8 protein-coding genes are annotated in these 11,880 nt (G+C 73.1%); 2 read left to right on the top strand and 6 right to left on the bottom strand.

Features of this window, described 5'->3' with window-relative positions; genetic code table 11:
* Positions 1–7 precede the first annotated feature (7 nt).
* The gene (gene dxs / locus NHH00_RS00360; protein WP_253049143.1) at positions 8–1,921 is read right to left on the bottom strand and encodes a 1-deoxy-D-xylulose-5-phosphate synthase; all 1,914 of its coding nucleotides are present in this window, start codon (positions 1,919–1,921) and stop codon (positions 8–10) included.
* Between the two features lie 203 nt (positions 1,922–2,124).
* Here dxs and NHH00_RS00355 point away from each other — a divergent pair, with 203 nt between their 5' ends.
* Both NHH00_RS00355 and NHH00_RS00350 read left to right on the top strand, forming a co-directional pair.
* Positions 2,125–3,576, top strand: a complete 1,452-nt coding sequence (locus NHH00_RS00355; protein ID WP_253049140.1) for a GuaB1 family IMP dehydrogenase-related protein — start codon at positions 2,125–2,127, stop codon at positions 3,574–3,576.
* Complete coding sequence (locus tag NHH00_RS00350; RefSeq protein WP_253049137.1) at positions 3,573–4,280, top strand: NUDIX hydrolase; 708 nt, start codon at positions 3,573–3,575, stop codon at positions 4,278–4,280. Before NHH00_RS00355 ends, NHH00_RS00350 begins: the two co-directional genes overlap by 4 nt.
* 18 nt (positions 4,281–4,298) lie before the next feature.
* Here NHH00_RS00350 and NHH00_RS00345 read toward each other — a convergent pair whose 3' ends face one another.
* The 5 genes from NHH00_RS00345 to NHH00_RS00325 all read right to left on the bottom strand — a co-directional run bounded on the left by NHH00_RS00345 (position 4,299) and on the right by NHH00_RS00325 (position 11,825).
* Complete coding sequence (locus NHH00_RS00345) at positions 4,299–4,778, bottom strand: DUF1801 domain-containing protein (RefSeq protein ID WP_253049134.1); 480 nt, start codon at positions 4,776–4,778, stop codon at positions 4,299–4,301.
* Positions 4,779–4,997: 219 nt separating this feature from the next.
* Positions 4,998–7,751, bottom strand: coding sequence for an aconitate hydratase AcnA (gene acnA / locus NHH00_RS00340; protein WP_253049132.1), 2,754 nt, complete (start codon positions 7,749–7,751; stop codon positions 4,998–5,000).
* A gap of 232 nt (positions 7,752–7,983) precedes the next feature.
* Positions 7,984–8,217: a hypothetical protein gene (locus NHH00_RS00335; RefSeq protein WP_253049129.1), complete on the bottom strand. Its 234-nt coding sequence runs from the start codon at positions 8,215–8,217 to the stop codon at positions 7,984–7,986.
* Between the two features lie 99 nt (positions 8,218–8,316).
* Positions 8,317–9,705: a class I SAM-dependent RNA methyltransferase gene (locus NHH00_RS00330; protein ID WP_253049126.1), complete on the bottom strand. Its 1,389-nt coding sequence runs from the start codon at positions 9,703–9,705 to the stop codon at positions 8,317–8,319.
* A gap of 116 nt (positions 9,706–9,821) precedes the next feature.
* On the bottom strand, positions 9,822–11,825 hold the full coding sequence (locus NHH00_RS00325) for an APC family permease (protein WP_253049123.1): 2,004 nt from the start codon (positions 11,823–11,825) through the stop codon (positions 9,822–9,824).
* Positions 11,826–11,880 lie beyond the last annotated feature (55 nt).

Genomic DNA, 11,880 nt, shown 5'->3' with positions numbered 1-11,880 from the left:
CGACGACTCAGCCGCGGGTGAGTGCCGCGAGCGCGTCCAGCACGTCGCGCGCGACGTCGGCCGGCGTGAGCCGGTACGCCGAGGCCACCTGGTCCCGGGTCGCGTGGTCGAGGAACTGCGCGGGCAGGCCGAGCGCGTGCACGGGCGTGCGGACGCCGCCCTCGAGCGAGCGCTGCGCGAGGAGCGCGCCCACGCCGCCGTCGGCGACGCCGTCCTCGACGCTCACGACGAGGTCGTGCTCGCCGGCGAGCTTGACGAGCGCGCTCGGCATCGGCAGGACCCACGTGGGGGACGCGACGGTGACGTCAACGCCGTGGGCCGTGAGCGTCTGCGCCGCGTCGAGCGCGACACGCGCCATGGACCCGGGGCCGACGATCAGGACCCGGGCGCGGGGGGCCGCACCCTGCGGAGCGATCTTCGGCGCGTCGTCCGGCACGGCGAGCAGGTCCACGCCGTCCACCGTGTCGACGGCGGGCAGCGCGTCCCCGAGCGCCCCCTTCGGGTAGCGCACGACCGTCGGGGCGTCGTCCACGTCCACGGCCTCGCGCAGCGCCGTCCGCAGCGTCTCCTCGTCGCGCGGCGCGGCGAGCCGCAGGCCCGGCACGATGCGCAGCATCGCCATGTCCCACATGCCGTTGTGGCTCGCGCCGTCGTCGCCCGTGATCCCGGCGCGGTCGAGCACGAACGTCACGCCGGCCTTGTGCAGCGCCACGTCCATGAGGACCTGGTCGAACGCGCGGTTGAGGAACGTCGCGTAGACGGCGACGACGGGGTGCAGGCCCGCGAACGCCATGCCCGCGGCGGACGTGGCGGCGTGCTGCTCGGCGATCCCGACGTCGAACGTGCGCTCGGGGAAGGCCTGAGCGAACGGCTTGAGGCCCACCGGCTCGAGCATCGCCGCCGTGATCGCGACGACGTCGGAGCGGCGGCGGCCGATCTGGACGATCTCGTCCGCGAAGACGCTCGTCCAGCCGAAGCGCGATGGCGCGACCGGGAGCCCGGTCTCGGGGTGGATCTTCCCGACGGCGTGGAAGCGGTCGGCGACGTCCTGCTCGGCGGGCGTGTAGCCGCGGCCCTTCTCGGTGATCGCGTGCACGATGACGGGCGCCCCGTACGCCTTGGCCCGCCGCAGCGCGTGCTCCATCGCCTCGACGTCGTGCCCGTCGACGGGCCCGACGTACTTGATGCCGAGGTCCTCGAACATGCCCTGCGGGGCGACGACGTCCTTGAGGCCCTTCTTCAGGCCGTGCAGCCACTCGTACGCGAACCGCCCCGGCGCGCCGGACCGGTTGAGGGTGCGCTTGCCCCACTGGAGGAAGCTCTCGTAGCCGTGCGTGGTGCGCAGCGTCGACAGGTGGTGCGCGAGCCCGCCGATGGTCGGCGAGTAGGAGCGACCGTTGTCGTTCACCACGACGACGAGGCGCCGGTCCTGGCTCTCGGCGATGTTGTTCAGCGCCTCCCAGGCCATGCCGCCCGTGAGGGCGCCGTCGCCGATGACCGCGACGACGTGCCGGTCGGTAAGACCGCGCACGACGTTCGCCTTCGCGATGCCGTCGCCCCACGAGAGCGCGGTCGACGCGTGCGAGTTCTCGACGACGTCGTGGTCGGACTCGGCGCGCGACGGGTAGCCGGACAGGCCGCCCTGCTTGCGCAGCGCGGAGAAGTCCTGGCGCCCGGTGAGGAGCTTGTGCACGTAGGACTGGTGGCCCGTGTCGAACACGAACGTGTCGGTCGGCGACGAGAACACGCGGTGCATCGCGATCGTGAGCTCGACGACCCCGAGGTTCGGACCGAGGTGCCCGCCGGTGCGCGAGACCGAGTCGACGAGGAACGCACGGATCTCGCCGGCGAGCTCCCGCGTCTGCTCGAGGGTCAGCCGTTGCACGTCCTCGGGCGAGGTGATCGTGCCAAGCAGGCTCATGCAGATGCTCCGTTCCGTTCCCGTGCGACCAGCCCGACAACTCTAGGCCGTCCGGGCAGGTGACCTGCGCAGCGGTGCGCGGGGCGACGGGACCTTCACGCCATTGACGCACACTCCGGCGCCCGGCGCACGGACCACCCGTTCGTGGAATCTCACTTCCGCACTGCGGACAACGACGAGCTCCGACCTCGTAGGATGGGGGCATGCGCTTCCTGCCCGGCCAGTCCCCCGCGACCGACCTCACGTACGGCGACGTCTTCCTCGTCCCGTCGCGTTCCGAGGTCGCCTCGCGCTTCGACGTCGACCTCTCCTCCGCCGACGGGACGGGGACCACGATCCCCGTCGTCGTCGCGAACATGACCGCCGTCGCGGGCCGCCGCATGGCGGAGACGGTCTCGCGCCGCGGAGGCGTCGCGATCATCCCGCAGGACGTGCCGACCGACGTCGTCGCCGACGTGGTCGCCGACGTGAAGTCCAAGGACCCCGTCATCGAGACGCCCGTGGTCGTGGGCCCGCACGACACCGTGCACACGGCGCTCACCCTCATCGGCAAGCGCTCGCACGGCGCGGCGGTCGTCGTGGACGACGGCCGGCCCGTGGGCGTGGTGACGGAGGCCGACTGCGCCGACGTCGACCGCTTCACCCAGGTCCACCAGGTCATGACCACCGACCCCCTCGTCCTCGACGCGTCCGTCCTCGACGGCGGTCGCGCCGGGCTCGAGGCGGCCTACGAGCAGCTCCACAGCGCGCGCCTCAAGGTCGCGCCCGTGACGCGCGACGGGGCGCTCGTCGGCGTCCTCACGCGCAAGGGCGCGCTGCGCTCGTCCGTCTACGCACCCGCGCTCGACGCAGCGGGCCGCCTGCGGGTCGGAGCCGCCGTCGGGATCAACGGCGACGTCGCCGCCAAGGCCAAGGAGCTCCTGGCGGCCGGCGTCGACGTGCTCGTCGTCGACACGGCGCACGGCCACCAGGCCAAGATGCTCCAGGCGCTCGACGCCGTGCGCTCCGTCGGCCCGGACGTCCCCGTGGTCGCGGGCAACGTCGTGACCGCGGACGGCGTGCGCGACCTCGTCGCCGCGGGTGCCGACATCGTCAAGGTGGGCGTCGGCCCGGGCGCGATGTGCACGACGCGCATGATGACCGCCGTGGGGCGCCCGCAGTTCTCCGCCGTCCTGGAGTGCGCCGCCGCGGCGCGCGAGCTCGGCAAGCACGTCTGGGCCGACGGCGGCGTGCGCCACCCGCGCGACGTCGCCCTCGCGCTCGCCGCGGGCGCCTCGCAGGTGATGATCGGCTCGTGGTTCGCGGGGACGTACGAGTCCCCCGGCGACCTGCACGACGACGGGACAGGTCGGCTCTACAAGGAGAGCTTCGGCATGGCGTCGGCACGGGCGGTCGCGGCGCGCACCGCGGGCGGGTCGCCGTTCGAGCGTGCGCGCAAGGCGCTCTACGAGGAGGGCATCAGCTCGGGACGCATGTTCCTCGACCCGCAGCGCCCGGGCGTCGAGGACCTCCTCGACCAGATCACGTCGGGGCTGCGCAGCTCCGCGACCTACGCGGGCGCGTCGAGCCTCGCGGAGTTCGCCGACCGCGCCGTCGTCGGGATCCAATCCGCCGCGGGCTACGAGGAGGGCCGCCCGCTCCCGGTGAGCTGGTGACCACCGACCCGGCGGGCTCGCGCCCCGCCGCGCGCGAGCAGCTCGCCGCGCTCGCGCGCGACGGGGGCGCCTGGCCCGAGCCGTGGCGGCACGCCGTCGGCGCCCTGCGCGCCGACGCCCGTGGGGCCGCCGTCCTCCTGCTGTTCGGCGCGCTCGACCGCGTCCCCGCGGAGCACGCCGCGGCCTCGGTGCCCCGCGACCTCGACGTGCTCCTGCTCGCGCGCGCCGCGACGCTCGGCCACCACCCCGGCCAGGTCGCCTTCCCCGGCGGCCGCCTCGAGCCCGAGGACGCGGGCCCGGTCGGCGCCGCGCTGCGCGAGGCCCAGGAGGAGACGGGGCTCGAGCCCGACGGCGTCGACGTGCTCGGGACGCTCGGCGAGCTGCCCGTGCCGGTGAGCAACCACCTCGTCACCCCGGTCCTGGCGTGGTGGTCGCGCCCCACGCCCGTCCGCGCGGTGGACGCCGCCGAGTCCGCGCACGTGTTCCGCGTCCCCGTCGCCGACCTGCTCGACCCCGAGCGGCGCCGCACGGTGACGGTGCGGCGCGACCGCCGGGTGCACAAGAGCCCCGGCTTCCTCGTCGAGGCCGACGGGCGCGAGCACCTCGTCTGGGGGTTCACGGGCGGGATCCTCGACGCGCTGTTCGACCGGCTCGGCTGGACGGAGCCCTGGGACCGGACCCGCACGCTCGACGCCCCGCTCTGACCCGGCAGCGCGGTCGCGTCAGGAGGAGGGCCCCTGCGCCGTCAGACCCTGCGCCGTCGGACCGGAGAGCCGCCTGCCGAACGCGGGGTCGCCCGTGAGCGTCGCCGAGGAGCGGCGCACGACCTCCTCGAGCACGCCGAGGTCGACGGCGTCGAGGTCCTTGACGTAGACGCAGCCCTTGCCGACGGTGTGCGGGCCGAGCCGCTCCAGGAGCGCGGCGTGGGCGTCGACGCCGTCCATGAGGTACACGGTCGTCGCGGCCTTGCGCGGCGAGAAGCCCGCCGCTGCCATGTCGCCCTCGCGACCGCTCGCGTAGCGGTAGTGGTAGGTGCCGAACCCGACGATCGACGAGCCCCACATCCGCGCGGGCTCCCCCGTGACCCGTCCCATCAGCTCGACGAGCCGGTACGCGTCGCGACGCCGGACGGGGTGCTCCACCGCCGCGAGGAACGCCTCGACGTCCGCGCCGCTCGGCCGGGTCGTGTTCTCGCTCACCATGCCCCAGTCTCTCGCGGCAAGGCGGCGACGCGCGAGATCGGCACTCCGGTGACGGTTCGGCGATCGTGGCCGCCGATGTCGGCCGGACGTGCCGACCTCGACCGAGCATGTCGATCTCAAGGCGAGATCGGTGCGCCGTCCGGAGACGACGACGGGGCGCCCACCTCGAGAGGTGAGCGCCCCGCCGGGGTGCGCGTGCGCCGTCGGGCCGGACCGGGGTCAGGCGACGAGCGACCGGAGCACGTACTGCAGGATACCGCCGTTGCGGTAGTAGTCCGCCTCGCCGGGGGTGTCGATGCGCACGACCGCGTCGAACTCGACCGTCGTGCCGTCGGCCTTGGTCGCGGTGACCTTCACGGTCGAGGGCGTGGAGCCGTCGTTCAGCGCCGTGATGCCGGCGATGTCGAACGTCTCCGTGCCGTCGAGGCCGAGCGACCCGGCGTTCTCGCCCGCCGGGAATTGCAGCGGCAGGACGCCCATGCCGATGAGGTTCGAGCGGTGGATGCGCTCGAAGCTCTCGGTGATGACGGCCTTGACACCCAGGAGCGCCGTGCCCTTGGCCGCCCAGTCGCGCGACGAGCCGGAGCCGTACTCCTTGCCGCCCAGGATGACGAGCGGGGTGCCCTGCGCGGCGTAGTCCTGCGCGGCGTCGTAGATCGTGTCCTGCGCGCCCTTGACGAAGTTGAAGGTGTACCCGCCCTCGACGTCGTCGAGGAGCTGGTTGCGCAGGCGGATGTTCGCGAACGTGCCGCGGATCATGACCTCGTGGTTCCCGCGGCGCGAGCCGTAGGAGTTGAAGTCGCGACGCGCGACGCCGTGCTCGGCGAGGTACTTCCCGGCCGGCGAGTCCACCTTGATGGCGCCCGCGGGGCTGATGTGGTCGGTCGTGACCGAGTCACCGAGCTTCGCGAGGACTCGCGCGCCGGAGATGTCCGTGACCGGCGACGGCTCCATGCCCATGCCCTCGAAGTACGGGGGCTTGCGCACGTAGGTCGACTCGGCGTCCCACGCGAACGTGTCGCCCTCGGGCGTCTCGAGCGCGCGCCACCGGTCGTCGCCGGTGAAGACGTCCGCGTAGTCCTTGGTGAACATGTCGCGGTCGATCGACGCGTCGATCGTCGCCTGGACCTCGTCCGGCGTCGGCCAGATGTCGCGCAGGAAGATGGGGTGGCCCGCCTCGTCCCGGCCCAGCGGGTCGTGGTCGAAGTCGAACTCCATGGTGCCCGCGAGCGCGTACGCGATGACCAGCGGCGGCGACGCGAGGTAGTTCATCTTCACGTCGGGGTTGATGCGGCCCTCGAAGTTGCGGTTGCCGGAGAGGACCGACACCACGGCGAGGTCGTGCTCGTTGACCGCCTCCGAGATCTTCTCGTCGAGCGGGCCCGAGTTGCCGATGCACGTCGCGCACCCGTAGCCGACGAGGTGGAAACCGAGCTTCTCGAGGTACGGCCACAGGCCGGCCTTCTCGTAGTAGTTCGTCACGACCTGCGAGCCCGGGGCCATGGACGTCTTGACCCACGGCTTGGCCTCGAGGCCCTTCTCGACCGCCTTCTTCGCGAGGAGCGCGGCGGCGAGCATGACCGACGGGTTCGAGGTGTTGGTGCAGCTCGTGATCGACGCGATCGCGACGGCGCCGTGGAACAGGTCGAACGTCTTGCCGTCCGTGTCCGTGACGCTCACGGTCTTGCGGCCGTTGGGCGTGATGGCGGGCGAGTCGGACGCCGGGAACGACTCCTTCTCCGCCTCGTCGACGAGGTCGCGGACCTCGGGCGCGTAGGTGGGCAGGTCGCGCTCGAACGCCGACTTCGCGTTCGACAGCTCGATGCGGTCCTGCGGGCGCTTCGGCCCGGCGATCGACGGCACGACCGTCGAGAGGTCGAGCTCGAGGTACTCGGAGAACACCGGCTCGACGTAGCTGTCGGAGGCGGGGTCCAGCCACAGGCCCTGCTCCTTGGCGTACGCCTCGACGAGCGCGAGCTGCTCGTCGCTGCGGCCCGTGAGGCGCAGGTAGTCGATCGTCACGCCGTCGATCGGGAAGATCGCCGCCGTCGAGCCGAACTCGGGGCTCATGTTGCCGATCGTGGCGCGGTTCGCGAGCGGCACCTGGGCCACGCCGGCGCCGTAGAACTCGACGAACTTCCCGACGACGCCGTGCTGGCGCAGCATCTGGGTGATGGTGAGCACGACGTCGGTCGCGGTCACGCCCGCCGGGATGGAGCCGTTGAGCTTGAAGCCCACGACGCGCGGGATGAGCATCGAGACGGGCTGGCCGAGCATGGCCGCCTCGGCCTCGATGCCGCCGACGCCCCAGCCGAGCACGCCGAGGCCGTTGACCATCGTCGTGTGCGAGTCGGTGCCGACGCACGTGTCCGGGTAGGCGCGCAGCACGCCGCCCACCTCACGGGTCATGACCGTGCGCGCGAGGTACTCGATGTTCACCTGGTGCACGATGCCGGTGCCCGGGGGGACGACCTTGAAGTCGTCGAACGCCGTCTGGCCCCAGCGCAGGAACTGGTAGCGCTCGTGGTTGCGCTGGTACTCGAACTCGACGTTGCGCTCGAACGCGTCCGAGCGGCCCGCGACGTCGATCTGCACCGAGTGGTCGATGACCATCTCGGCCGGTGCCAGCGGGTTGATGCGCGACGGATCGCCGCCGAGCTCCGCGACGGCCTCGCGCATGGTGGCGAGGTCGACGACGCAGGGCACGCCGGTGAAGTCCTGCATGATCACGCGCGCGGGCGTGAACTGGATCTCGGTGTCGGGCTGCGCGTCCGGGTCCCACGACGCGAGCGCGCGCACGTGGTCGGCCGTGATGTTGGCGCCGTCCTCCGTGCGCAGGAGGTTCTCGGCAAGGATCTTCAGGCTGTACGGGAGGCGCTCGACACCCTCGACGGCGGACAGGCGGAAGATCTCGTACGAGTTCTCACCGACCTCCAGCGTTCCCTTCGACCCGAACGTGTCGACGCTGCTCACTCGTAGCTCCTTCGTGGCGAGACGGTGGCACGGATGCCATGGTTCAGGGGGCTTCGCCCAGCCTACGCCGGGCCGGCGCGCCGCTCAGGCCGGGCCCGGAGGACCGCCCTGGCGGTGGTCGGCGGCTCGTCCACGACCCGCTGCGACCTGCACCGCGACCAGCATACCCCATATATCTTGACGTCAAGATATATGCCGGCGCGCCCTCTCCCCGCGCCCTCACGGCTCGCGCTCAGAGGTCGCAGTCGCACAGCAGGTTGAGCTCGACGACCTGCTCTCCCTCGTCGGGGCGCGCCCACGCCTCCGCCTCGGCGCGCGACGCGAAGCTCCGGCCGGCGAGCCGCCCGTTCGGCATCAGGACGCCGACGCCGACGACGTCGCGCACGTCGTCGGGCACGGGGGCCGCCTGATCCGGCGCGCGACCCGCCACCGGCGTCGCCCCGCTCGTCGTGCTGGTGCTCGTCACGTCACTCACCGTCCCGCTCGTCCGACCCGTCTCCCCCATCGTCCTCCCGGCGCGCGCCTCGGCGCACCCGTTCGCGCAGGCCCGAGCGCGCCGGTGGCGTCAGCGCGTCAGGACCGCGACGGCCTCGAGGTGGTGCGTGTGCGGGAAGAGATCGAACGCCCGCAGGGACGCGAGCCCGTAGCCGTGGCCGGCGAGGTAGGCGACGTCGCGCGCGAGCGCGGCCGGGTCGCACGCGACGTACACGACCCGGGACGGCTGACGGGAGGCGATCGCCTCGACCACGGCGCGGCCGGCGCCGACGCGCGGCGGGTCGAGGACGACGACGTCGGCGCCGGTCTCGTCGGCCGCGAGCACCTGCTCGACGGGGCCGTGGTGCAGCTCCACCCGGTCGAGCCCGTGCGCGTTGCGGCGCGCGTCGCGCACGGCCCGCTCGTCGCCCTCCACGGCGACCACCGAGCCGGTCGCCCCGACGGCCGCCGCCAGGGGCGCGGTGAACAGCCCGGCACCCGCGTAGAGGTCCAGCACGCGCGCGCCCTCGACGTCCCCCGCACCGTCGAGCACCGCGCGCGCCAGCGTGGCCGGTGCCTCGCGGTGCACCTGCCAGAACCCGCCCGCCGCGACCCGGTACTCGTGCTGCCGGTCGCCGAGCACGACACGCTCGGTCACGCTGCGGCGCGCGTTCGGGCGCTGGTCGGGCGAGCCCGACCGCCACGGCTCGCCGTCCACGAGGAGGACCGGCGCCGAGCCGGCCGGGGCGACGAGCTCGATCCGCGTGCCCGGACGCCAGGTGCGCGTGAAGACCTTCTCGCGCGCCGCGAGCTCCGCGACGTCCTCGGTGGCGAGCGGCATGCCGTCCAGCGCGACGACGTCGTGCGACCGGAAGCGGTGCATGCCCGCGCGGCCCGTGCCGTCGGCCACGAGATCCACGCGCGTCCGGTAGCCGAGGCCGCCGCGCGCGGCGTCGCCGGGCAGACCCTCGACCTCTACCTGAGGGTCAACCTCGTCGAGGTCGACCTTCCCGAGCCGACGGAGCTGCTCCGCCAGCACGTCCCGCTTCCAGCGGCGCTGCGCGTCGAGCGCGACGTGCGCCAGCTCGCCGCCCCCGACGCCCCCGGGGCCGGCCTCCGGCCACACCGACGGGACGCGGTCGGGCGACGCCTCGAGGATCTCGACGGCGTCGGCGCGCCAGAACTTCGCGGCGTCCCCGCCCTCCGTGACGCGGGCGCGCACGCGCTCCCCGGGCAGGGTGTGACGGACGAAGACGACGCGACCCTCGTACCGCGCGACGCAGTGTCCGCCGTGCGCGACGGGGCCGACCTCGAGCTCGACCTCGACCTCAGGTCGAGGGTCGACCCGTGCCGACTGTCGCGTCGCCCGCCCCGCCGCGCGACGGGTCGTGCGTCGGCCACCCCGCGCGGCACGGCGGTCGGCGAAGGGGTCGGACGGTCGGTCGGAGGGCACGGCAGGACCACGCGAGGAGGACGGCATGCCCCCAGTATCCCGGACCCGGCCCGACGCACCCGCCGGGACGCCGTTCCGCGCGCGCCGAGGGCCCGCTCCCCCCTCGGGAACGGGCCCGGGTCACGACCGTGGCCGCGCGGGGATCAGTACCCGGTGAAGCGCTGGCGGAACCCCTCGCCCTCGAGCCCGGTCTGCCCCTCGGTCGAGGCGAGCTGCCACGGCACGGACGCCACGACGACGCCCGGCGTGAAGAGCAGGCGGCCCTTGAGGCGCAGCGCGCTCTGGTTGTGCAGGAGCTGCTCCCACCAGTGGCCCACGACGTACTCGGGGATGTAGACGACCACGAGGTCGCGCGGCGACTCTCTGCGGACCGAGCGCACGTACGACAGCACCGGGCGCGTGATCTCGCGGAACGGCGAGTCCAGGACGCGCAGCGGGACCGGGAGGTCGAGCGCCTCCCACTGCCGCATGAGGTCCTCGACGTCCTCCGAGTCCACCCCGACGGTGACGGCCTCTAGCACGGACGGGCGCGACGCCCGTGCGTACGCGAGCGCCCGCATCGTGGGGCGGTGGATCTTGGACACGAGGACGATCGCGTGCACGCGGCTGGGCAGGGCGCGGGCCGCGGCGGCCTCGTCGCCGAGCGCGAGCTCGTCGCGCACCCTGTCGTAGTGCTTGCGGATCGACTTCATGAGCACGAACACGAGCGCCATCGCGAGGATCGCGATCCAGGCGCCGTGGGTGAACTTCGTGATGAGGACGATGACGAGGACCGTCCCGGTCATCGCCAGACCCACCGTGTTGACCACGCGCGAGCGCCGCATGCGTGCCCGCTCGCGGGGCTGGTGCTCGGTGCGCAGCGCGCGCGTCCAGTGCCGCACCATGCCGAGCTGGGACAGGGTGAACGACACGAACACGCCGACGATGTAGAGCTGGATGAGGCGCGTGACCTGCGCGTCGAACGCCCAGATGAGCACGATCGCCGCGACGGCCAGCGTGATGATGCCGTTGGAGAACGCGAGCCGGTCGCCGCGCGTGTGGAGCTGGCGCGGCAGGTAGCCGTCCTTCGCGAGGATCGAGCCGAGGACGGGGAAGCCGTTGAACGCCGTGTTCGCCGCGAGCACGAGGATGAGCCCCGTCACCGCGGACACGACGTAGAAGAGCACGGGCGCCCCGCTGAACACGGTCTCGGCGAGCTGCCCGATCACCGGGTGCTGCACGTAGTCCACGGGCAGCGGCTCCCCGTTCAGCGAGAGCTGCGTGTGCGGGTCCTCGGCGTAGTGCACGCCGGTCGCGCGCGCGAGGAAGAGGATCGACATCATCATCACGGCGGAGATGCCACCCAGCAGGGCCAGCGTCGTGGCGGCGTTGCGCGACTTGGGCTTGCGGAACGCCGGGACGCCGTTGCTGATGGCCTCGACGCCGGTCAGGGCGGCGCAGCCGGAGGCGAACGCCCGGGCCACGAGGAACGCGCCCGCGATGCCGATCAGACCCTGGTCGAACCCGCTCTCCGCCGTGAGCTCGAACTCCGCGCTCTCCGCCGGGCCGAGGTTGCCGGTGACGTACTGGAAGAACCCGACGATCGCCGTCGTGCCGATGGCCAGCATGAAGAGGTAGACCGGGATCGCGAAGAACGTCCCGGACTCCTTGACCCCGCGCAGGTTGACGAGCGTGAGGACGACGACGAGCCCGATCGCGAAGGCCGCCTCGTGGTCGCGCAGCGCCGGGATGGCGCTGGCCGCGTACTGCGCCCCCGACGAGATCGAGACGGCGACGGTGAGGACGTAGTCGACCATGAGCGCCGACGCGACGCCGACTCCCGCCGTCGGGCCGAGGTTGACCGTGGCGACCTCGTAGTCGCCGCCGCCCGAGGGGTAGGCGCGCACGTTCTGGCGGTACGACGCCACGACGGTCAGCAGCACGACCACGACCGCGAGGCCCACCCACGGCGAGATCATCGTCGCGCTGAGGCCCGCGAGGGCGAGCGTCAGGAGGATCTCGTCCGGGGCGTACGCGACCGACGACAGGGCGTCGGACGCGAACACGGGCAGGGCCACACGCTTGGGCAGCAGCGTGTGCCCCAGGTGCTCGCTGCGGACCGGCCGCCCGAGCAGCAGCCGCTTCGCGGCATCAGCGATCTCCGACACGAGGCCACATGCTATGCCCGACGGCGCCCGGTCGCGCTGGTGCGCGCCCGACCGC

The organism is Cellulosimicrobium cellulans (assembly GCF_024124905.1).
Classification (GTDB): domain Bacteria; phylum Actinomycetota; class Actinomycetes; order Actinomycetales; family Cellulomonadaceae; genus Cellulosimicrobium; species Cellulosimicrobium cellulans_G.
The sequence above is the reverse complement of the archived record's forward strand: the minus strand, read 5'-3'. Positions and strand labels throughout refer to the sequence as shown.